Origin of the sequence: Aromatoleum sp. (assembly GCF_035254505.1) — a bacterium.
Classification (GTDB): Bacteria; Pseudomonadota; Gammaproteobacteria; order Burkholderiales; family Rhodocyclaceae; genus Aromatoleum.
In genome coordinates this window covers 1-21,809 of the sequence record NZ_DATFAO010000091.1, presented here as the reverse complement: position 1 = coordinate 21,809, position 21,809 = coordinate 1, and the positions used below count along the sequence as shown (strand labels likewise).

Genomic DNA, 21,809 nt, shown 5'->3' with positions numbered 1-21,809 from the left:
CCGCTCAGAGATCGAGCACCAGGCGCGCGCCCTTGCAGCCCGAGACGCACACCATCATGCTCTTGTTGGCCGCCCGCTCGGCCTTGCTCAGCACCGAGTCGCGATGGTCGGCCTCGCCTTCGATGATGCGCGTCTCGCACGAGCCACACACCCCTTCCTGGCAGTTGAACGGCACCTCGATACGGTTCGCCTGCAGCACGCTGATGAGCGACTCGCCCGCGGCGACGTGCAGGCTGCGGCGGCTGCGCTGGAGCACGAGCTCGTAGGCGCCACCGGCTTCGGCGGGCGCCTGGTCGGTGCGCGCGGCGAAGCGTTCGACATGCACGTTGGGATAGCCGAGCTCCTCGCACACCGCCTCGAAGCGGTCGATCATCGGTGTCGGCCCGCAGCAGTAGAAATGCGCCTTGACGTCGAACCTTGCAAGGTAGGCCTTGAGGTCCGGCGGGCCGCCCGCCTCGTCGTCGATGTGCCAGTCGGTTGCGCCGCCGAGCCGCTCGATGTCGCGCGCGAACGCGGCCTGGCGGCGCGAGCGCACGCTATAGAGCAGGCGCACCGGCCGCCCCAGCGCGACGAGGCGCGCGTACATGCTGTAGATCGGCGTGATGCCGATGCCGCCCGCGAGCAGCACGGTGTCGCCCGCATCCTCGTCGAGGACGAAATGGTTGCGCGGGCGCGACACCGGGATCTCCTGGCCGACGCGCAGCTGCTCGTGGATGTAGCGCGATCCGCCGCGGCTCGAGCGGTCGAGCAGCACGCCGACGACGTAGGCGCGCGGCGAGGATCGCGGCACGACCAGCGAGTAGCTGCGCGCGATTCCGTTGGGGAGGAAGAGGTCGACGTGCGCGCCCGCAGCCACCACGGGCAGTTCGGCGCCGTCGGGGGCGGCCAGTTCGATGCTCAATATGCCCTCGGCCTCGTAGCGCATGGCCTCGACGCGCATCGTCACGGTTTCGTCTGTAGTCATCTCGATATCCATCGGCTCGCGGGCCGTCCGGTATGCGGACGGCCCGTCGTGTGGGCGACCCGCTCAGCGGGCCGACTGGGCGGCCTCGATCTGCTCTGCCGCGATGCTGCGCATGTAGCGCCGCTGGCGCACGAGACCCATGTCGTGCTGGTAGAGGAACTCGCGCTCGCACGCATCGGGCTCCATCAGCTCGAGCGTCGTGCGGTCCTGTTCGACGACTTCCCAGTGCCGCGCCTCAAGGCGGTTCTTGTACAGGAAGCGCCACACGTCGCGCTGCCAGCCACCCAGCTTGCGGCAGCGCCAGAACACGACGCCGCAGGTGTCGCGCGTGATCGGAACGTACATGCCGATGATGGTGAAGTTGCCGCCGGGGCCGCCAGTCTTCGGGTAGGGGATCTCGAGGCGGTGGTACATGAGCTTGCCGTCGTCGTGGAGCTCGGTCCAGTCGAAGTTCACGTTGCGCTGGCCCTTCTTCTCGAAGAAGAAACCGTGGTCGGTGTCGCGGATCACGAAGTCGGCCGAGATGTCGCCTTCAGACATCGAGTGCGACTGGCGGTGCAGGTAGGCGCCGTGCATCGGGTCCATGACGTTGTCGGCGACGTAGCGGTAGTCGCTCTTCCACTCCATGTAGGAGTGGAAGCTGCTCCACTCGGGCGAGGCGAGGTACTCGGGCAGCTCCAGCGGCGGCGGCACCTCGACGGGGCTCGCGGCGTTGTACAGGAAGATCATGCCGGCGGCGTCCTGCACGTGGTACGAGCGTGTCGTGCGCGAGCCTTCGAGCTTGCATCCCGGGCTGCCGGGCACGCGCGTGACGACGCCGTCGCAGCGCACTTCGACGCCGTGGTAGGCGCAGGCGATGCGGTCGCCCAGCACGACGCCGACCGACAGCGGCGCGCCGCGGTGCGGGCAGTGGTCCTCGAGGCAGTGGATCGTTCCGCTCGCGGGATCGCGCCACAGGGCGAGCTTGAGGCCGAGGCGGCGCAGGCTGATGGCGCGGTCGGTGACGAAGCTGGACGGGCAGATCGCGTACCAGCGGTCCTTCAGGCCGTCCGCGAGGTATTCGTCGATGGGGTCGATTTCCTTGGTGCTCACTTTGGTATCTCCGATTCGTTATCGAGTCGCGGCGCTCAGGCGCCGAGGCGGGCCATCTCGGCGCAGAACAGCTCGGTCGTCCACTGCGAGCCGTTCGGCGCGCTGGGGCCGGACTGGTTCAGATAGGCGACCAAGGACTCCAGCTCGTGGATGCCCTGAGCGTAGGCGCGCTCGATCGCGTCGCCCAGCAGGTCCTCGAAGGGGGTCGGCGCCGCGCTGCGGGCCTGGTGCGGCTCGAGATAGAGCGGCCGGTTTGCGATACACATATGTGATGTCTCCTCGTGATTGACTCGCTGCGGGTGCATGCCGCGGCGATGGCGTGAAATAAAGGTTTGTCGGCCCCTCAGCGGTCGGTCTCGCCGCTGCGGTCCGTGAGAAAGCCCGAGCGTGGCGCGTCCGCCCCGTGCGGCCGGCGACTGAACCCGTCGATACCGCCTTCGACCGCCCATTCCGCGAACACCGTCGGGCCGGGCTCGAAGTCGCGCGGCACCCATTCGCCGGTGAGCTCATCCTCGTCGGCGTAGTACTCGACGAGCCCCCCGGCGGGGTTCTCGAAGTACCAGAAGTAGGCCGAGGACACCGGGTGGCGACCCGGGCCGAGCTGGGTGCGCCAGCCGCAGCGGTCCATCGCCATCCCGCCGCCGATCACCTCGTGGATGTCGCGCACCGTGAAGGCGACGTGGTTGAGGCCGTTCTTGCCGCTCGGCAGCTGCAGCAGGAACAGGTCGTGATGGCCGCCATGGGGCGCACAGCGCAGGAAGCTGCCGCGCCCCGGGTACTGGTCCGACAGCGCGAAACCGAGCTTCTCCGTGTAGAAGCGCACCGCCTTCTCGCGATGCGCGGCGAAGAACACGACGTGGCCGACCTCGATCGGCACCGCGCGCTCGTAGATTGGCGCGGACCGGTTCACGCGCGGGCGCCGGTTCCAGGTGTTGAACTCGGCGCCTTCGACCTCGACCGCGCGCTTGCGGCTCACCTGCAGGCCGAGTGCGATGCCGTTGGGGTCGATGCAGCGCACCCGTCCGTCCGCGACCGAGTAGCCGGGCGCATCGCGCAGGCCCTCGGCATAGGTCGCGAGATTGGCCTCGCTGTCGACGCCCCACACGACCTCGACCAGGGTCGGGCCGTCCTCGATGCCGGCCGGCACGCCGGCGCGCGATGGGTGGGCGACGCGCACGACACAGTCGTTCAGCGTGTGGAACACGAGCTCGTCGTCGCGCTCGGCGACAAGCCGCAGGCCCCAGTCGGCAAAGAACTTCCCGCAGGTCGCGAGATCCTCGGCGCGATAGGTGATCTCGTCGATGCCCAGTACCGCCATGATGCTGTCTCCTCTCATTCTCTCTGTATTTCTTCCGGGGCGCCTGTCGCGCCCCGTGACGATTGCTCAGACGCCCGCCAAGTCGGTCCGCGGCGCGGCCCAGGCCAGCGGGGTCTCGTTCATGCCCCAGTAGACGCCCTTCTGCTCCATGTACTGCAGGATCCCCAGGCGCCCCTTCTCACGGCCGAGGCCGCTGTCCCGCCAGCCGCCGAAGGGCGTCGAGGCGGAGAACTGCTTGTAGGTGTTGATCCACACGGTGCCCGCCTGCACGGCGCGGGCGACACGCCAGGCGCGCTGGTAGTCGCGCGTCCAGATGCCCGCGGCAAGCGCATAGACGCTGTCGTTGGCCTGCGCGACGAGATCGGCCTCGTCGTCAAAGGGCAGCGCGACCAGCACCGGCCCGAAGATTTCCTCGCGGCAGAGGCGCTTGCGGTTGTCGAGCCCGTCGAGGATCGTGGGCAGGTAGTAGTTGCCCCGCTCCAGATGTGCGCCCTGCGGCCGCGCGCCGCCGCAGCGCACGCGCCCGCCCTCCTCGCGGCCGAGCGCGACGTAGCGCTCGACCGATTCGCGGTGCTGCGCGGTGATCAGCGGCCCCATCTGCGTGCGCTCACTCGCCGGGTCGCCGACCGTCAGTGCCTCCGCACCAGCGACAAGGCGCGCGACGAAGTCCTCGTAAAGGGCGCGTGCGACGAAGAGGCGTGAGCCGGCGATGCAGGACTCGCCCGACGAACTGAAGATGCCGTAGAGCACCCCATTGACCGCGTGATCTAGGTCGGCGTCGTCGAACACGATGGTCGGCGATTTGCCGCCGAGTTCGAGCGACACCGGCATGCACTTGTCGGCCGCGATGTGCGCGATGTGGCGGCCCGTCGTCGTGCCGCCGGTGAAGGACACGCGGCGCACCAGCGGGTGACGGGTGATCGCGTCGCCGATCACCGAGCCCTTGCCCGGCAGCACGCTGATCATGCCGCGCGGCACGCCCGCCTCCTCGCAGATGCGCGCGAGCTCGAGCGCCAGCAGCGGCGTGACCTCGGCAGGCTTGACGACGACCGCGTTGCCCGCCGCGAGCGCCGGCGCCATCTTCTGCGCCTCGCTCGCGATCGGCGAGTTCCACGGCGTGATCGCGGCGACCACGCCCATGGGCTCGTACACGCTCATCGACAGGTAGTCGCCCCGCGCCGGCGTGATCGCCTCTTCGAGCGTTTCGCAGGCCGCGGCGAAGAACTGGAAGGTGCCCGCCGCGCTCGCGACCAGCGCGCGCGTCTCGAGGATCGGCTTGCCGTTGTCGAGGCGCTGTTTCTGCGCGAGCTCCTCGCCGCGGGCACGGATCAGCTCGGCGACGCGATACAGCACCAGCGCGCGCTCGTGCGGCTTCTTCTGCGCCCAGCCACTCGTCTCGAAGGCGCGGTGCGCGCCGGCGATGGCCTCCTCGACGTCGGCAAGGTTCGCCGCGTTGAGGCGCGCGACGACTTCACCGCTCGCCGGGTAGAGCGAGGCGTAGACGTCGCCGCCGCCCCGGCGCCATTCGCCGGCAATGCAGATGGATTGAATCTGGTCGGGGTCGTACATGGCGTTTCCTAGATCGTGATCGCGTGCGCGCTGTTGGTCAGCGCCCGCGCGACGCAGAACACCGTCAGCGCGGAGGTCTTGGGATTGGCGCGCAGCGGCTTGCCGCTCATCGTCAGCTCGAGGCGGCCGAAGGCGCCCTGCGCGTCGATGTGGTGCTGGTTCTCCTCGACGCGGGGGTCGGCCCACAGCTCGACACGGGTCGCGTCCAGGCCCAGCCCGGCGAGCGCGACGGTGGCGGCGACGTTGGCGTTCTTCGGAAAGCGGTGCGCGGCCTCGCGGGCGGTGCCGACGAAGATGCGCACCGGCTCGACGACCATGTCGAGGTCGAGCTCGGCCTCGGCCGGCGTGCCTTTCCAGGCCTGCGGCGGCTTGCGTCCGACGTAGCGCACCTCTTCGAGGCCGCCGAGGCGCGCCGCGGCGAGCGCGTCGATCGCGCCGATCGCGCCGGGCAGGAGCTGCGCCTGCGTGCCGCCGCGGCGTGCCGCCTCCTCCAGCCGCTCGGCGAGCCCGTCCTCGGACAGCGCGCCGACCGAGATCACGAGGCAGGGTACGCCGCGCTCGAGCGCCGGGATCACGTGTTGCCCGATCGCCGAATGTCCGGCGCACTCGACGATGAGGTCCGGACGGCCGGCCTCGAGCTCGACCGCAGCGGCGAGCCTCGCACCCGGGGCGGCACGGCGCAGCGCCTCGCGCAGCGCCGCGTCCGCGGGGTCCGGGACGACGACGGCGTCGATCGCGATCTCGGGGTTGCCGCGCACGAGCTCCAGCACGCCGGCGCCGATCGCGCCGAAGCCGATCATGGTCACGCGCTTCACGTTGGCCGGCCCGCTCATGCCGCGCTCTTCTCGAGGTCGCTCTTGCTGTTCACCGGCGGGCCGGCGAACACCGTCTTGAAGCTGCCGATCGCGAGCATGTCGATCTCGAGCAGGAACGGCCCCTTGCGCGACAGCGCGCCGTCGAGCGCGGCGCCCAGCCCGCCGAGCTCGCTCACCCGCGCGTGGCGCAGGCTCAGTGCGGCGCACAGCTGCGCGTAGTCTGGGGTGTGTAGGTCGACGTAGCAGCGGCGCCCGCCGTAGTAGGTGTCCTGGATGTTCTTGATGACGCCGTAGCCCTTGTCGTTCATCAGCACGATCAGCAGGTCGGCCTCCTCCTGCACGGCGGCAGCGAGCTCGCCGAGGTTGAGGATGAAGCCGCCGTCACCGGCGAGGCACACGGTCTTGCGCCCCGAGCCGCTCACGGCCGCCGCCACCGCGGCGCCGATGCCCATCGCGAGCCCCTGGCCGATGCCGCCGCCAAGCGCATGAACGCCCGCAGTCGGCTCGAAGACGCGCAGCTCGCGGTTGCCCCAGGTACTGTTCGAAACGGTCACGTCGCGCACCCAGTTGAAGTTGCGGCCGAGGCGCGCCTGCAGCGTCCGGACGAGCTGCGCGTAGGGTCCGAGGCCGTCGATGAGGCCGCGCACGGCCTCGTCGTGCGCGCGGCGCAGCGCTGCGGCGTGCTCGGGATCGACCTGCATGCGCCCTTCGAGGCGGTCGGCGAGCCCTTCGAGCGCGAGCACGGCGTCGCCCGTGACAAAGAAGTCGCTGTTGTAGCAGCGCCCCTCGGCGGACGGGTCCGCGTCGATGCGGAACAGCGGGCGCGGCAGCTCGAGCTCGTACTTCAGCGTCTCGTTGCTGCGCAGGCGCGAGCCCACGACCAGCATGGCGTCACACCCGCGGTAGAAGGCCTGCACCGGCGCGTGCAGGTTGTAGGCACCGAGCGAGCGCGGATCGTCCTCGGGCACGATGCCGCGGCCCTGGGTGCTGGTGACGACGCCAAAGCCCATGTCGAGCAGACGCTTGACCGCAGCGCCGGCCTGGCGCGCACCGCCGCCGAGCCACAGCAGCGGGCGGCGCGCGCTCGCGAGGCGGTCGGCGAGCTGGTCGAGCGCCTCGGCCGAAGGCGCAAGCGTCTTCAGCGGCAGCGGCGACAGGTCCTCGGGCATCGGGATGTGCGCGCCCTGGATGTCGATCGGGATTTCGACGCTGACCGGGCCGGTCGGCGCGCTCATCGCCGTCTGCACCGCGAGTTTCAGCGTGCTGAGCGCGGTCTCGGCGCTGCGCACGCGGAACGCGGCCTTCGACACCGCCTTCAGCATCGTCAGTTGGTCCGGCGCCTCGTGGATGTAGGCGAGGTTGCGGTCGAGGTAGGGACTCTCGATCTGGCCGGTGATGTGCAGCAGCGGCGTGCCGGCCGTGAGCGCCTCGACCATCGCGCCGGAGGCGTTGCCCGCGGCGGTGCCGGTGCTCGTGAGGCACACGCCCAGGCCCGCGGTCGTGCGCGCCGCGGCGTCCGCCATGTTGGTCGCGCCGGCTTCGCCACGTGCGGGCACGAAGCGGATGCGGCCGCGCTCGTGGAACGCGTCCAGAATCGGCATGTTGTGAATCGAGATCACGCCGAAGGCCGTGCGCACGCCGCAGCGCTCGAGGAAGGCGGCGATGGCGGCGCCGACGGTGACGGTGTTCTTATCTTGCATGGCGGGACAAACCTCCGGAAATATCGATATGGCTGCCGGTCGTGTAGGAGGACAGCGGCGAAGCCAGGAAAAAGACGGCATGGGCGGCCTCTTCGGGGCGGCCCAGGCGCCCGAGCGGAATCTGCTTCGCACGGGCGAGCTCGGCGCTCCAGGCGTCCCAGCCCTGCTCGCGGCGCTCGCGCAGCTCGTAGCGGCGGCGCCACTGACCGGACTCGACGAGCCCGATGAGGATGCCGTTCACGCGGATGCCCTTGGGTGCGAACTCGACGGCCAGCGAGCGCACGAGATTCGCGATGCCGGCCCGCGCAGCAGAAGTCGCAACCATGTGCGGCTCGGGCTGCAGCGCGAGCAGCGAATTGACGCAGACGATCGCCGCATCCGCCCGGCGCTCGAGCTGCGGCAGGAAGGCACGGGTCGGGTTCAGCACCGAGAAGAACTTCAGGTGCAGCTCCTCGGTCCAGGCCTCGTCGGAGGTGTCGGCGAAGGTCGACACGCGCCCCTGGCCGGCGTTGTTCACGAGGATGGACGCCGGGCCGAAGGTCTCCTCGGTGCGCGCCGCGAACTCCTGCATCGAGGCCGCGTCGAGCACGTCGCACGGGGCGGCGAGCAGGCGCGCGCCGGGAAAGCGCTCGCGCAGCTGCCTCTCGGCGCCGCGCAGGCGCGCCTCGTCACGGCCGCAGAAGGCGACGGCCGCGCCAGCCGCGAGAAACTCGGCGACGCAGGCGAGACCAATGCCGGACGAGCCGCCGGTCACGACGGCGACCGAGTCTTCGAGATTGCAGATTGCCATCATCGCTCCCCCGTCACAGCGAAATGATCTTGCCCGTGCGGGCGCGGCGCTGCGAATAGCCGAGCGCGGACGACAGCTCCAGCGCCGCGGCGCGGATGTGGGTAACCAGGCTCTCGCGCAGCCCCTCCTCGATCTGGCCGAAGGGCACCGTCGCGCCGAGCGCGGCAATTACCTGCCCTTCGCGGTCGCGCACCGGTGCCGCGACGGTCGAGATGCTGGGCTCGAAGAAGCCTTCGCCGACGACGCAGTCGCGACCCTTGTCGAGTTGCAGCAGGTTGAACAGATCCATCGCCGTCGCGGGGGTCTGCCCGCTGTGGCGCTCGAGATGCTCCTCCGGATAGAGCGCGCGCAGCTCGTCGAGCGACAGCTCCGCCAGCAGGATGCGGCCGAAGACCGTCGCATGCGCCGGCAGGCGCGTGCCCACGGTGACCGAGGACGCGATCCACGAGGCCGGCGTGACCTTCGCGACATACACGATGGAACGGCCGTCGCGCACGACGAGGTTGCTGGCGTAGCCGATCACGTCGCGCAGCCGGCCGAGGATCGGCATGCCAAGCTCGGTCAGCTCGAGCGACGAGAGGTATTCGAAGCCCAGCCGCAGCACCGCGATGCCGAGGCGGAAATCGCGCCCGCCCTCGGCGCGCTCGACGAAGCCCAGGTCCTCCAGCGTCGACAGCATGCGGAACACGGTCGAGCGCGGCAGGTCCAGCCGGCGCGCGAGCTCGGGCGCCGACAGCACCGGATCGTGGCGGCTGAACTCGCCGAGCAGGCGCAGGCCGCGCTCCAGCGCAGGCACCGAGTACTTGCTGCCCGGGTTGTCGAGGGAATTGTCGTCACTCACAGCGCTCTCCTTGCATTTCGATGGACTCCCGCAGCGTCGCCGCGAGGAGGTGGGGAATCTCGACCGGGCTTGCGTGGCCGCAGCCCGGTAACAGAACCAGTGGCACGCCGTACGCGGCGGCGACCGCCTCGCAGGCCGCCGGCGGCGTCACGACGTCGTCGGCGCCGCAGAAGCAGGCGACCGGCAGAGGCGCGGGAGCGTAGCGGGCGAGATCGTCGCCGCACAGCAGCTCGGTTGCCTGGCGATAGCCGTCGGCATTCAGGCTCGCCATGTTCCAGCGCACCCATTCACGCACCGGCGCGCCCGCCGACGGCGACACGAGCCGCCCCGCGCGCTCCGCGGCCATGCCGGTCACGCCCAGCGCGGCCAGCGCCTGCAGGCGGGAGGCACGCACGCGCTCGCGCTCGGCGTCGAACTCGCGCGCACCGTAGCCGCGCGCCGGCGACACCAGGATGAGCTGCGCCGCGCGTCCCCGCGGGTAGGCCGCGGCGTAGGCGGTCGCCATCAGCGCTCCGAGCGAGTGTCCGACCAGCACACAGCGCTCGATGCCGAGCGTCGCGAGGAAGCCTTCGAGCGACTGCGCGTAGTCGGTCGCGAGCGGGCGCTCCGCCGCAAGCGGGGTCGAGCCGCCGTAGCCGGGCGCGTCCCACGCGACGACGCGGAAGTCCCGGCCCGCCGCCAGCGCGACATCGAGCCACGACGCGGAGCTCGAGCCGATGCCGTGCAGGAGCACCAGCGTGCGCCCGCCGCGGCCGGTCGTCCGGTAAGTCCAGCGCCGCCCGCCCTCGCCCGCTTCGACGAGCGGGAAATGCGTGCCGAGGGCAGCGAGGCGTTCTTCATGCGTTCTCATGTCCGTCGCCCCGCCTCAGTTCATCACGAAGCCGCCATTCACGGCGAGCAGCTGGCCGGTCGTGAAGCGCGCGAGATCGGACAAGCAGAAGAGCACCGCGCCGCACACGTCCTCGGGCACCTGCTCGCGCTGCAGCGCGCGCTGCTCGATATAGAGGCGGTGACGTGCCTCGGGCACGTACTCGGTCGCCTCGACCAGCGTGAGCCCCGGCGCGATCGCGTTGACGGTGACGCTGCCGTCGCCGAGCTCGCGGGCGAGGCTGCGCGTCATCGCGACGATCGCTCCCTTGCTCGCGACGTAGGCCAGCAGACGCGGCGCGCCCCACAGCGCGGTGTCGGAAGCGAGGTTCACCACCGCCCCGCGGCCGGAGGCGCGCAGCGCCGCAGCGCACGCGATCGTCATCAGCCAGGTGCCGCGCACGTTCACGTTCATCACGCGGTCCCAGGTCGCGACCTCGAGCTCCTCGGCCGGCACGCCGCCCGAGTCGGTCACCGCGCCGTTGTTCACCAGGCCGTCGAGGCCACCAAGCACCTCGCACGCCTGCCGCGCACAGCTGCGGATCGACTCCGGATCCGCGAGATCGAGCGACAGTGCATGCACCGCCAGCCCTTCGGCCGCGAGGCGTGCGGCTTCGGCCGCGGCGAGCTCGTCGCGCAGGTCGGCGATCACCACCGTGCCGCCCTCGCGTGCGATGCGCTCGGCAAAAGCGAGCCCCAGTCCGCGTGCGCCGCCGGTGACGAGCACCCGCTTTCCTGTTAGCAATCCATTCATCGCATCCATCCTCACACCGTGGTCCGGCTTGCCTTGGGCATGTAGTGCAACACCTTCTTCTCGATCAGGATCACCGCCGCGTAGGCGACAATGCCGATGATGGTCAGCCCGGTGATCGCGACGAACACCCCCGCGGTGTCGCCCTGCCCTTCGGAGGCGACGAGCAGGAAGCCCAGACCGAGGTTGCCGCCGACCAGCTCGCCGACCGTCACGCCGATCACCGCCAGCGTCGAGGCGATGCGCAGGCCCGAGAACAGGTTCGGCAGCGCCGACGGGAACTCGAGCAGAGTGAAGATTTGCCAGCGCGTCGCGTTGAGGGTGCGCACGAGGTTCACCATGTCCGGATCGACGGTACGGATCGCCGCCAGCACGTTGACCATCACCGGGAAGAACACGATCAGGATCGCGACGAGGATCTTCGGGTACATCGTGTAGCCCAGCCACATCACGAAGAGCGGCGCGAACGCGACCTTCGGCGCGATCTGCAGCGCGAGGATGTAGGGCGAGAGCATCGCCTCGGCAGTCGGTGACAGGCCCAGCGCGACGCCGACCGCGATGCCCAGCAGCGAGCCCAGCACGAAGCCGAGCACGACCTCCAGCGCGGTGACGCCGAAATGTTGGAGGAGCTGGCTTTCCGACCACATCCGGCCCGCCTGCTCGACCGTGCTGGAGAGGGTCGGGAAGATGTACTCGGGCAGGCCGACCCAGCCGGGCGCCCATTGCCACAGGGAAAGCGTCAGTGCGAGCAGCACGGCGCTGCCCCAGAGCGTGGAAGAATTGTTCATGGCGCTATGCTTCCCGGAATCACTGGCCCGTTTTCACGAACTGGTTGGTGTAGAGGTCCTCGACCGGGGTCGCGCGCTGCACGATGCCCTCGGCGAGATAGAAGTCCTGCACTTCCTTCAGACGCTTCGCGTCGATCAGCCCGAGCGTCTCCTGGCCCGGATAGACGTGCTTGCCATAAAGGCGGAAGACCGCGACGAGCGTCGCCTCCTTGCCTTGGTAGGCGGGAACCGCGGCTGCGAAGGACTTCGCGGCGGCCGCCGGGTCGTCCATGATGTCCTTCATGCCGTGCAGCGTCGCCTGCACCAGCTTGCGCAAAAGCTCGGGCTGCTTCCGGATCGCCTCATCGGAGGCGAGGATGGCCTGCCCCATGCTCTTGAACTGCTGCTCGGCGGGCAGCAGGTGGATGTCGCCGCCCGCCTCCTGCGCACTGACCACCCAGTCCGGTACCCCCGCCATCGCCGCGACCTGGCCGCCGGCGAGCATCTGCCACACGCCGGCCGGCCCCGACGCCTGCACCGCGACCTTCTGCTTGTCGAGACCGGCGAGCTTCAGCGAGCCGAGCAGCGCGTAATAGGTCGTGTCGGCGTAAGACATCACGGTCATCGTCTTGCCGGCGAGATCCTTGACGTTGTTCACGCCCGAGGCCTTGGTCGCCGCGATCATCGTCAGCGAACCGCCGCCCAGCACTGCCACGGCCCGGACCGGGACGCCGTTGGCACGCACGATGATGGGCGTGTCGCCGATCGCGCCGCCGACGATCGCGTTGCCCGAACCGATCTGCTTGGCGACGTCGACGCCGCCGCGCGCGGCGACGAAGGTCACGTTGAGGCCCGCGGCGTCGTAATAGCCGTTCTGCTTCGCGACGATCCACGGCGCGAACGCGGGCAGCGTGGGGGGCGCGGGCAGCAGATAAGTGACGTTCTCCTTGGCGACCGCCGCCGCGGGCAGGGTCGTGGTGAGGCTCGCGGCCGCGAGCGCGGAGCCGGCGAGTTTGCGCAGGGTGGATCTCATGTTCGTCTCCTGTGGGGTGTCTTTATGTTTTGTAGGCGGCGCGCCCGGTGCGCGCTCAGTGTCCTTCCAGGCCGTCCTGGCCGACCCGCAGCAGCTCCATCAGGCGGCTCACGAGCGGACCGACCTCGGGGAGCTTGCGGCGCTCGAGCGGGTTGTTGCGATGTGGCAGCGGCACGGTGATCTCCTCGATGATCGTGCCCGGCCGGTGGCTCATCACCAGCAGGCGGTCGGACAGCGCGATCGCCTCGACCAGGTCGTGGGTGATGAAGAGCGCGGTCTTCTTCGCGTCATACAGCATCTGCGCAAGATCCTGCTGCAGCACCATCTTGGTCTGCGCGTCGAGCGCCGAGAACGGCTCGTCGAGCAGCAGCACCTGCGGATCGGTCGCCAGCGTGCGGGCGAGCGCGGCGCGCTGGCGCATGCCGCCCGAGAGCTGGTACGGGTAGTGGTTCTCGAAACCGACGAGGTGACACTTGGCGATCAGCTCAAGCGCCACCGCGCGGCGCCGCTCGCGCGCGACGCCGTCGATCTCCAGCCCCAGTTCGACGTTCTGGCGGATCGTGCGCCAGGGCATCAGCAGGTCCTTCTGCAGCATGAAGGAAATCTGCTTTACCGGCCGAGTCACGCGCTGCTGCGCGACATGCACCTCGCCCTCGCTGGGCAGGTAGAGCCCGGCGCCCATGTTCAGCAGCGTGCTCTTGCCGCAACCGCTGGGGCCGACGATGGAGACCACTTCGCCGGCGCGGATGCGGATGTTCAGATCCTTGACGGCGTAGGGCGGATTCGGTTCGCGCTTCGTCGGGAAGCGCTTGCTGACGTTGCGGAACTCGATCTGGACGTCCAGATCCTCGCCGGTACTGGGGCGGCCGGCCTCCCCCTGCGGGGAGGACAGGCGGCGGGTGTTGCGGGATTCGATCTCGATCACGACTTTTCCTCAAACACTGCAACGAGACGGTGGGTGCAGCTCGGCTGCGCGGTGGTCCGGTACAAGGGGCTCGCCCGGCCGCCATCGCTGCTGCAGCTGCGCGGACGGGGGAGAGCCGGGAATCAGAAGTGGAACTCCGCGTTGAGCGTTGCGGTGTCGGTGTCCACGCCGGGGATGTCGCGGTTGCCGAACTTGTTGCGCCACAACTCGTAGCCCACGCCCATCAGGAAGGTGTTCTTCTTGCCGAACGCGAGCTGCCCGACATCGAGCATCAGGGCCGAGCGGAACAGCATTTCCCTGCCGGTTTCCTTCTTGAAATAATCCTTGCCCTTCCTGCCGTTGTAGGCCAGGAACCCTTGGTATTTCAAAGGCAACCTGGCGAGCTCGAAGGGGATGCCCCACGCAACCTCGAGGCGCGGATAGGGATCAAACTTGATGTCGGTACTGAAGCCGGGCACGCTGCGGCACGCCGGCAGGCCGCAGTGGTTCCATTCCTGCGCGTACAGCAGGCTCACGTCGAGGAAGCCGGGCACGTCGAACTTCAGCGTCGGGCCCACGACGAACATGCGCTTGCGCGGCGCGAAAGTGTTGTTCTTGGTCTGCAGGTCGAGGCCCGCGGTGATCGCGACGTCCTTCACCGGACCGAACGCGATCGGCGCGTCGCGTAGCTTGCCGAGATGCAGCTGGTGGCGGTACGCGGCATAGAACTCGGTCGCGCCGTTTCGGCTACCATTGGCCGGATCGGCGCTGTCGGAGTTCAGGACGTCGAGGTTGAAGTAGTTCTGCCCATAGCTGTAGCCGCCGACGTAGCTGAACTGGACGATGTTCTTGCGGACGTCGTCGTCGATGCCGGGGTCGTGGAAGTCGTTGCCGACGCGGTAGCCGACCATCGCGTCGGACCAGGTGGCGGCAGGGGCGGGAATCGACGCCGTCGCGCCGAGCCCTGCGAGCAGGGCGGTCGCGGCGTACTTATGCTTGATGAACATGTTCTCCTCTCGCGGTGTGCGTGTTCTTGTCGTCTGTGCCGGCATGTTGCTGCCGGTTTGTTTTACCTATGAAACAACGTTCCTTGCTTGGAACGACTCGAACGCTACTCGCGTCGCACTAGTGCAATCAATTAGGGTTATCCCTGATTGACTATTTATTTGCGTCGTACTGATGGGCAAGCGCGGATAAGCTGCAGGCACTCCACCGCAAGAAGGGCGCATCACCTTCGACCCAAGGGCGAAGCTCGAAGACTAAAGTTCCTGCGTTTGTCAATTCGTAGTTTCCGCAATTGCCACGCCCTGCGCGACGGAACTAGGGTTGCGTTGTTCCGTAGGTAACCTGTTGTTTCACCAGTGGAACATCTGGCGTACTGACGCCCGCACCACGTTCGCGGCACCGCCGATTTTTCCTTTTCGACACCGAGACCGGAGCGCCCCCGACGGGCGCGTGGCGAGGTCGAAAAGAACGAGCGCAAGACGAAGCCAAACCCGAGGAGGAAGCATGAACGACCACATCGCCAACCTGACCGAAGAAGCCAGCCGGACCCTGCAGCGTCCGAACGGCGCGTCATTCGAGGACTGGATGAATTCCCGCTGCGTGCTGCGCTCGACGCGCAGCTACGACTGGAACGCGCTGAAGTTCCAGACCGAGGTCGATCCCACCTATGCGCGCGCGCAGATGCGCTACGTCGGCACCGGCGGCACCGGCGTGCATTCCGATGGCAACGTCGTACCGGCCGTGCATTTCACCTTTTCGACGATGAAGATCCCGGTCGGCCACACGGGCCCGCTACACCTGCACACGGACACCGAGGAGATCTTCTTCGTGCTGCGCGGCAAGGTGAAGGTGTTCTGCGAGTCGCCCGAGGGGGAGAGGTGGGAGGCGGTGGTCGGCGAGCGCGACTTGATCTCGGTACCGCCCGGCGTCTATCGCGGCGAACAGAACGTCGGCGACGAGGAGGCGCTGATGTGTGTCATGCTGGGTTCGCCGAGACCGGTTACGCCGACCTACAAGCCGGACGACCCGCTCGCCGCAATCAAGCGCTGAGCGGATCCTGCGCGCGCCGGTCGGCCGAGCGGCGAGTCCCGGCACGATTTAGATCGCATCGGAGGAAGAACATGTCCATCGATTCCCTTCGTGGCATCACGCCCACGCTCGCCGAGGGTGTCTTCATCCACGACTCCGCCCAGGTGATCGGCGACGTGCGCCTGGGTCGCGACGTCTCGATCTGGTGCAACACGGTACTGCGCGGCGACGTCAACAGCATCATCGTCGGCGCCTGCAGCAACGTGCAGGACCTCACCATGTGCCACGTGTCGCACCGAAACGCGGCCAAGCCGGACGGCTCGCCACTCGTCATCGGCAGCCACGTCACGATCGGCCATTCGGTGATCCTGCACGGCTGCACGATCGGCGACGCCTGTCTGATAGGCATGGGCGCGATCGTCATGGACGACGCCGTGATCGGCCCCGAAGTCATCCTCGGCGCCGGCAGCCTGGTGTCGCCCGGAAAGCGCCTCGAAAGCGGCCACCTCTACGTCGGCCGGCCGGCCGTGCCGGTCCGCCCGCTCACTCCGGAGGAGCGCGTCTTCCTGCGCTACTCGGCCGAGCACTACGTCCGCCTGAAGAACGACTACCTCGCGCAGATCCCCCGCGCGCGCTGAACCTTCCCCGGCCGCCGGCACCTCCCGGGGCGCAACGCAAGTGAACTAGCGTCACATCGGCGCAGTGCGCCATGTCATCGCCCCCGCCACCTTTAACCTGGGCTCGCACACGTGGTCCGACTCGAGCCGCATCCCATCGGTGGCGGCGCACGGACTGACGGGGAACCTGGTAGAGATATGGAGCTGCGCCAGGTGGAAACCCTCCTCGTCGGCACGCGCGTCGAGCTCGCGGCGCTGCGGCGCCAGGCGGCGCAGAACGAGGCCTTGCTTGCCCAGCTCACCGGCTATACGGCCGGACAGCACCCACCGCCCGCTCCCCTCACCGACCAGGGTCTGGAACGCGAACTGCAGCCCGGCCTGCCGGCCGAACTCCTGACCCGTCGCCCGGACATCCGCGCGGCCGAGCAACGCCTCGCCGCCAGCCGCGCCAGCGTCCGTGCCGCCCGCGCCGCTTTCTTCCCCAACATCACCCTGACCGGCTTTGCCGGTACCGCCAGTGCCGAGCTTGACGGCCTCTTCCGCGGCGGCAGCGCTAGCTGGAGCTTCACCCCGGCCCTGCGTCTGCCGCTCTTCGACGGCGGCCGCAACCGAGCCAACCTGGAGCTCGCCGAGGCGCGCCGCGACGTCGCAGTGGCCGACTACGAGGCGCTCGTCCAAGCCGCCTTCCGCGACGCGTGGGGATGGGACTGGAGGTGGGGCAGCAGCTTGATCTTCGGCTTGTCGCTGTCGTGCGCCAGCACCGTCGTGCTGCTCAAGGTCCTGGAGAGCCGTGGCGTGCTGGAAAGCATGAATGGTCGCATCGCCGTGGGCTGGCTGGTCGTTGAAGACCTCGCCACGGTGCTGGTCCTGGTCTTGCTGCCGCCGCTGGCCGGCGTCCTGGGCGGTTCAGAGACCGTCCAGGCAGCGGCTGCCAAGCCCTTGTGGATCACCATCGGGCAAACGCTGCTGTAAGTCGGCGCCTTCCTGGCCCTGATGCTGATCGCCGGCCGGCGCGTGCTGCCCTGGATGCTGTGGCAAGTTTCGCGCACCGGCCCGCGCGAGTTGTTTACGCTCGCGGTCATCGCAAGTGCCATTGGCATTGCCTACGGGGCGGCTGCATTGTTCAGCGTCTCGTTTGCCCTGGGAGCCTTCTTCGCTGGCATGGTCATGCGCGAGTCGGAATTCAGCCATCGTGCGGCGGAAGAGTCCTTGCCGCTGCGCGATGCGTTTTCCGTGCTCTTCTTCGTGTCGGTGGGCATGCTGTTCGATCCCGCGATTCTGGTGGAACAGCCATGGCACGTGCTGGGTGTGCTGGCGATCATCATTCTCGGCAAGTCCGTCGCGGCATTCGCCTTCGTGCTGGCAGTCATCACTGTGCTCTACGCCGCATCGAACGGCATGCGTGGGCATGCGCTGCGGGCCCGTCCACGTCGGCGCGGGTTGCCGCAGGACCGGGGAATTCGCAGCGCCATCGCCGACAACGTCCTGAATCGCGAATTTCGGGCGGCAGGCCCGAACCAGAAATGGGTCGCGGACTTCACCTACCTGTGGGCGGCCGAGGGCTGGCTCTACGCGCCGTGGTGCTTGCCCCCTCAAAGGGCGGTCGTATTGGTATGCCGCAAGGGGCGGATGGATCAATCTCGGGCGCGATCTGTCCGTTGCTCGGACGAAATAGGCTGAATTCGAAAACACGAATGCGCCGGCAGAGACGATGTCGGGCGTGATAGGCCGCTACCTGAAGGAAGTCGTTCCCGAGAAAGCCAAGACCACCCAAGCGAGCAACAAACTCGAACCTTCGACGCTGACGAAGGTCTTCGGGTCGATGAAGCCAGCTGACATCACTGCGGCCGACGTATGGGATTTCGTGCAGGCCCGCGCGAAGACATCGAAGGTCCGTGCCAACCGCGAGCGCTCACTGCTGCAGGACGTAATGCGCCACGCAATCATGTGGGGCCACTGCAAGGACAACCCCGTCCGCGAGCAAGACAGCACGCACACCGCCGGTCCAGATCTGCATTGCCTGGCCCCCTTCCCAATAAAAGCGCTGACGGAAATCAAGCGGCCAATTTCGAGCACCCAGCTCGTAACAAGCCGCGATGGATCACCGATGACGCTTGAAGGCCGGAAAACGGCCTGGGGTCGAACGATGGATAAAGCCATCGCCGAAAACGCAATTTCAGAGCGATTCCACTTTCACGACAATCGGGCGAAAACCGTGACCGACTTGAAAGCCGCTGGGCGAGATGCGAAATCGCTTTCCGGGCACGCATCCGAATCGATCGTCGAAAAAGTCTATGACCGCAGGAGCATGAAGAAGGCCAACCCGCTGGAATAAAGCGGCAAGAAGTTTTGAAAATCGAGCTCAGTATTGAAAACGGCACCCCGAAGGGTGCCGTATCTCTTTGTTTTTGGGGCGACATACCGGGATCGAACCGGTGACAACTGGAGCCACAATCCAGTGCTCTACCAACTGAGCTAATGCCGCCACTTTCGTTGATGCGGACAATGCACCACTAACAAGAACAAAACAGACGCCCGAAGGCGCCTGCTCTTGGCGTAGCTTGGGGCGACATACCGGGATCGAACCGGTGACAACTGGAGCCACAATCCAGTGCTCTACCAACTGAGCTAATGCCGCCACTCTTTTGAATGCAGGAAAATCCTGCATTCGAAAACCATTTGGCCTGCCCGACAGGGATCGAACCTGCAACCCCCGGCTTAGAAGGCCGGTGCTCTATCCAATTGAGCTACGGGCAGATCCCGTTGGGCTATATTCGGGGATAGCTGGTCGGGGTGGAGGGATTCGAACCCCCGACATCTTGCTCCCAAAGCAAGCGCGCTACCGGACTGCGCTACACCCCGAGAGCTGAGAATAATACACACACCTTAATCACGCGTCAAATACCGATTACAAAAAACGTATATACCAAGAGACGTTCAAAGCGCGTGCCCTTACGCTTGTTGCTTGCCCGACGCGTCGGATTCTGATATTAGTTCGGCTTCTTTCATTAACCAACCGGAAGTCGAAGTCATGCCAGACGATACACTCCACAAACAGTTTCCGCCGTACGTTCCCGCCAAGGGCGAGGATTACATGAGCGAGAAGCAGCTGGCGCACTTCCGCGAGATGCTCGAGTCGGTGAAGAACGAACTTGCAGGCGATATCGAACGCACCGTTCATACGATGCAGGACGAGGCGACGGTTTTTGCAGATCCCAATGACCGCGCAAGCCAGGAATCCGACATCGCACTCGAGTTGCGCAACCGCGACCGTGAACGGAAGCTGATCAAGAAGATCGACGAGGCACTCGCCAGAATCACCGCCGGGGAATACGGCTACTGCGACAGCTGCGGCGTCGAGATCGGCCTCAAGCGCCTCGAAGCTCGTCCGACTGCGACGCTCTGCATTGACTGCAAGACGCTCGAGGAAATGCGCGAGCGCCAAGTCGCGAAGTAAGCGCTGTCTGCTATCGCCCCAGACGATCACGCTCCGGGGCAACAAAAAAAGGGGACGCCGGAGCGTCCCCTTTTTGCATGGCGGCTTTCGCCGCGAATGCCCCTTTTACTCGGCTGCAGGCTTCTCCAGCAGCGCCTTCATGCTCAGGCGGATCTTGCCGCGCTCGTCGGTCTCGAGAACCTTCACGCGGACGACCTGACCTTCCTTGACGTAGTCGGCCACGTTGTTAACGCGTTCGTTCGCGATCTGCGATACATGCAGCAGGCCGTCGCGGCCCGGCAGGATGTTCACGATCGCGCCAAAGTCCAGCAGACGCATCACGGTGCCCTCGTAGACCTTGCCGACCTCGACTTCCGCGGTGATGGCTTCGATGCGCTTCTTCGCCGCTTCCGCCCCTTCAGCGCTGACCGACGAGATCGTCACGCTGCCGTCATCCTCGAGTTCGATGATCGTGCCGGTTTCTTCCTGCAGCCCACGGATGACCGCCCCACCCTTGCCGATCACGTCGCGGATCTTTTCAGGATTGATCTTCATCGTGATCATGCGCGGCGCAAACTCGGACACTTCGCCACGATGCGACGCCAGCGATTGCTTCATGATGCCGAGGATGTGCATGCGACCTTCACGCGCCTGCGCGAGGGCGACCTGCATGATCTCCTTGGTGATGCCCTGGATCTTGATGTCCATCTGCAGGGCGGTGACACCATTTTCGGTGCCCGCCACCTTGAAGTCCATGTCACCCAGGTGATCTTCGTCGCCGAGAATGTCGGTGAGCACGGCGAAGCGATTGCCTTCCTTGATCAGGCCCATCGCGATGCCGGCCACATGAGCCTTCATCGGCACGCCCGCATCCATCATGGCCAGCGAACCGCCACACACCGATGCCATCGAGCTCGAACCGTTGGACTCCGTGATCTCGGATACGACGCGAATGGTATAGCTAAAGTCTTCCGGTTCCGGCAAAGCGGCCACGAGTGCGCGCTTGGCGAGGCGGCCATGACCGACCTCGCGTCGCTTCGTGACGCCCATACGCCCGGTTTCACCGGTCGAGAACGGCGGGAAATTGTAGTGAAGCAGGAAGTTCTCGCGATACTCGCCCGCGATCGCATCGATGATCTGCTCGTCGCGGCCGGTGCCCAGAGTCGCAACGACAAGCGCCTGCGTTTCGCCTCGAGTGAACAGCGCGGATCCGTGGGTACGCGGCAGGACGCCGACACGAATGTCGATCGGACGCACGGTGCGCGTATCGCGACCGTCGATCCGCGGCTCGCCGGCCAGAATGCGGCTGCGAACCACACCGGCTTCGAGTTCGTGGAAGATATCCTTCAGCTCGTTCGCCGACGGGATGTCCTCGACACCTTCGGAAATCGCGGCGATGGCCTGCTTGCGGATTTCATTGAGACGTTCGGTCCGCGCCTGCTTGCTGGTGATGCGGAAGGCCTCTTCCACCTGGGCACCCGCCAGTTCCTTGATACGAGCGATCAGCGGCTCGTTCTTGGCAGCCGGCTGCCAGTTCCATTCGGGCTTGCCGGCGATTTCGACCAACTCGTTGATTGCACGAATCGCGGCCTGCATCTGCTGGTGGCCGAAGACGACCGAACCGAGCATGACTTCTTCCGACAGCTCGTTCGCTTCCGATTCGACCATCAGCACTGCAACTTCGGTACCGGCCACGACTAGGTTGAGCTCGCTGCTCTTGAGCTGCTCGACGGTCGGGTTGAGGATGTATTCGCCGTTCGAGTAACCGACACGGCAGGCGCCGATCGGACCCATGAACGGAACGCCGGAAATCGCCAGCGCGGCGGACGCTGCGATCATCGCAGGCATATCCGGATCGATCTCGGGATTGAGCGAGAGAACCGTGACGATGATTTGAACTTCGTTGTAGAAGCCGTCCGGGAAGAGCGGGCGAATCGGGCGGTCGATGAGGCGGCTGGTGAGCGTTTCCTTTTCCGTCGGACGGCCTTCACGCTTGAAGAAGCCGCCGGGAATGCGGCCGGCTGCGTAGAATTTCTCGACGTAATCGACCGTCAGCGGAAAGAAATCCTGACCCGCTTTCGCTTCCTTGGCCGCGACCACGGTCGCCAGAACGACGGTGTCGTCCATATTGACGATAACCGCACCACCTGCCTGGCGGGCAATTTCGCCGGTCTCAAGGGTAACGGTGTGCGCCCCGTAAGCGAAGGTCTTTTTGATTGCGGTAGGCAAGTTGATTTTCCTTTTCGATAAGTTTGTGCAGCGAACCACAACTGCGCTGTTCGATCGTTCCGGGCGCCGTGACGGCCAGTCA

The 21,809-nt window shown here is 66.9% G+C and carries 20 protein-coding genes, 4 tRNA genes and 2 pseudogenes; 6 read left to right on the top strand and 20 right to left on the bottom strand.

Annotated elements, in window-relative coordinates; translation table 11 throughout:
* Window positions 1-4: 4 nt before the first annotated feature.
* From VJ673_RS18855 to VJ673_RS18785, 15 genes are all read right to left on the bottom strand, one after another.
* Complete coding sequence (locus VJ673_RS18855) at window positions 5-964, bottom strand: PDR/VanB family oxidoreductase (protein ID WP_324127704.1); 960 nt, start codon at window positions 962-964, stop codon at window positions 5-7.
* Window positions 965-1,027: 63 nt separating this feature from the next.
* Window positions 1,028-2,056, bottom strand: a complete 1,029-nt coding sequence (locus tag VJ673_RS18850) for an aromatic ring-hydroxylating dioxygenase subunit alpha (RefSeq protein ID WP_324127703.1) — start codon at window positions 2,054-2,056, stop codon at window positions 1,028-1,030.
* Window positions 2,057-2,091: 35 nt separating this feature from the next.
* Window positions 2,092-2,322, bottom strand: coding sequence for a recombinase-like helix-turn-helix domain-containing protein (locus VJ673_RS18845; protein WP_324127702.1), 231 nt, complete (start codon window positions 2,320-2,322; stop codon window positions 2,092-2,094).
* A gap of 77 nt (window positions 2,323-2,399) precedes the next feature.
* Entirely contained in the window at window positions 2,400-3,374 is a 975-nt protein-coding gene (locus VJ673_RS18840) for a VOC family protein (protein WP_324127701.1), read from the bottom strand.
* A gap of 66 nt (window positions 3,375-3,440) precedes the next feature.
* Window positions 3,441-4,943 (bottom strand): aldehyde dehydrogenase, encoded by a 1,503-nt coding sequence (locus tag VJ673_RS18835; RefSeq protein WP_324127700.1) that lies wholly within the window; start codon window positions 4,941-4,943, stop codon window positions 3,441-3,443.
* Window positions 4,944-4,951: 8 nt separating this feature from the next.
* Window positions 4,952-5,776 (bottom strand): aspartate dehydrogenase, encoded by an 825-nt coding sequence (locus tag VJ673_RS18830; protein WP_324127699.1) that lies wholly within the window; start codon window positions 5,774-5,776, stop codon window positions 4,952-4,954.
* Window positions 5,773-7,458, bottom strand: coding sequence for a thiamine pyrophosphate-binding protein (locus tag VJ673_RS18825; RefSeq protein ID WP_324127698.1), 1,686 nt, complete (start codon window positions 7,456-7,458; stop codon window positions 5,773-5,775). Before VJ673_RS18825 ends, VJ673_RS18830 begins: the two co-directional genes overlap by 4 nt.
* The gene (locus tag VJ673_RS18820) at window positions 7,448-8,248 is read right to left on the bottom strand and encodes an SDR family oxidoreductase (RefSeq protein WP_324127697.1); all 801 of its coding nucleotides are present in this window, start codon (window positions 8,246-8,248) and stop codon (window positions 7,448-7,450) included. Before VJ673_RS18820 ends, VJ673_RS18825 begins: the two co-directional genes overlap by 11 nt.
* A gap of 13 nt (window positions 8,249-8,261) precedes the next feature.
* Complete coding sequence (locus tag VJ673_RS18815; protein WP_324127696.1) at window positions 8,262-9,089, bottom strand: IclR family transcriptional regulator; 828 nt, start codon at window positions 9,087-9,089, stop codon at window positions 8,262-8,264.
* The gene (locus VJ673_RS18810; protein WP_324127695.1) at window positions 9,082-9,939 is read right to left on the bottom strand and encodes an alpha/beta fold hydrolase; all 858 of its coding nucleotides are present in this window, start codon (window positions 9,937-9,939) and stop codon (window positions 9,082-9,084) included. Before VJ673_RS18810 ends, VJ673_RS18815 begins: the two co-directional genes overlap by 8 nt.
* A gap of 15 nt (window positions 9,940-9,954) precedes the next feature.
* Window positions 9,955-10,710, bottom strand: a complete 756-nt coding sequence (locus VJ673_RS18805; RefSeq protein WP_324127694.1) for an SDR family oxidoreductase — start codon at window positions 10,708-10,710, stop codon at window positions 9,955-9,957.
* A gap of 11 nt (window positions 10,711-10,721) precedes the next feature.
* On the bottom strand, window positions 10,722-11,495 hold the full coding sequence (locus tag VJ673_RS18800) for an ABC transporter permease (RefSeq protein ID WP_324127693.1): 774 nt from the start codon (window positions 11,493-11,495) through the stop codon (window positions 10,722-10,724).
* A 19-nt stretch (window positions 11,496-11,514) separates the two neighbouring features.
* Entirely contained in the window at window positions 11,515-12,507 is a 993-nt protein-coding gene (locus VJ673_RS18795; protein WP_324127692.1) for an ABC transporter substrate-binding protein, read from the bottom strand.
* A gap of 55 nt (window positions 12,508-12,562) precedes the next feature.
* Window positions 12,563-13,432: an ABC transporter ATP-binding protein gene (locus VJ673_RS18790; RefSeq protein WP_324127691.1), complete on the bottom strand. Its 870-nt coding sequence runs from the start codon at window positions 13,430-13,432 to the stop codon at window positions 12,563-12,565.
* A gap of 122 nt (window positions 13,433-13,554) precedes the next feature.
* The gene (locus tag VJ673_RS18785; RefSeq protein WP_324127690.1) at window positions 13,555-14,418 is read right to left on the bottom strand and encodes a hypothetical protein; all 864 of its coding nucleotides are present in this window, start codon (window positions 14,416-14,418) and stop codon (window positions 13,555-13,557) included.
* A gap of 502 nt (window positions 14,419-14,920) precedes the next feature.
* Here VJ673_RS18785 and VJ673_RS18780 point away from each other — a divergent pair.
* The 5 genes and pseudogenes from VJ673_RS18780 to VJ673_RS18755 all read left to right on the top strand — a co-directional run bounded on the left by VJ673_RS18780 (window position 14,921) and on the right by VJ673_RS18755 (window position 18,397).
* Window positions 14,921-15,466, top strand: a complete 546-nt coding sequence (locus VJ673_RS18780; RefSeq protein ID WP_324127689.1) for a cupin domain-containing protein — start codon at window positions 14,921-14,923, stop codon at window positions 15,464-15,466.
* 71 nt (window positions 15,467-15,537) lie between these two features.
* The gene (locus VJ673_RS18775; RefSeq protein WP_324127688.1) at window positions 15,538-16,083 is read left to right on the top strand and encodes a gamma carbonic anhydrase family protein; all 546 of its coding nucleotides are present in this window, start codon (window positions 15,538-15,540) and stop codon (window positions 16,081-16,083) included.
* Between the two features lie 177 nt (window positions 16,084-16,260).
* Window positions 16,261-17,364, top strand: a pseudogene (locus VJ673_RS24670) (TolC family protein); the annotation flags it as partial.
* A 71-nt stretch (window positions 17,365-17,435) separates the two neighbouring features.
* Window positions 17,436-17,634, top strand: a pseudogene (locus VJ673_RS18760) (IS3 family transposase); the annotation flags it as partial.
* A gap of 139 nt (window positions 17,635-17,773) precedes the next feature.
* Window positions 17,774-18,397 (top strand): phage integrase central domain-containing protein, encoded by a 624-nt coding sequence (locus tag VJ673_RS18755; protein WP_324127687.1) that lies wholly within the window; start codon window positions 17,774-17,776, stop codon window positions 18,395-18,397.
* A gap of 74 nt (window positions 18,398-18,471) precedes the next feature.
* On the opposite strand, the gene VJ673_RS18750 is transcribed toward VJ673_RS18755, so the two are convergent.
* From VJ673_RS18750 to VJ673_RS18735, 4 genes are all read right to left on the bottom strand, one after another.
* Window positions 18,472-18,547, bottom strand: a tRNA-His gene (locus tag VJ673_RS18750).
* 77 nt (window positions 18,548-18,624) lie between these two features.
* Window positions 18,625-18,700 (bottom strand) — tRNA-His (locus VJ673_RS18745).
* 42 nt (window positions 18,701-18,742) lie between these two features.
* Window positions 18,743-18,819, bottom strand: a tRNA-Arg gene (locus tag VJ673_RS18740).
* Between the two features lie 28 nt (window positions 18,820-18,847).
* Window positions 18,848-18,924, bottom strand: a tRNA-Pro gene (locus VJ673_RS18735).
* Between the two features lie 169 nt (window positions 18,925-19,093).
* On the opposite strand from VJ673_RS18735, the gene dksA reads away from it, so the two are divergent.
* The gene (gene dksA / locus VJ673_RS18730; RefSeq protein ID WP_324127686.1) at window positions 19,094-19,519 is read left to right on the top strand and encodes an RNA polymerase-binding protein DksA; all 426 of its coding nucleotides are present in this window, start codon (window positions 19,094-19,096) and stop codon (window positions 19,517-19,519) included.
* Window positions 19,520-19,624: 105 nt separating this feature from the next.
* Here the strand turns inward: dksA and pnp are convergent, their stop codons facing one another.
* The gene (gene pnp, locus VJ673_RS18725; RefSeq protein ID WP_324127685.1) at window positions 19,625-21,727 is read right to left on the bottom strand and encodes a polyribonucleotide nucleotidyltransferase; all 2,103 of its coding nucleotides are present in this window, start codon (window positions 21,725-21,727) and stop codon (window positions 19,625-19,627) included.
* Window positions 21,728-21,809: the final 82 nt, after the last annotated feature.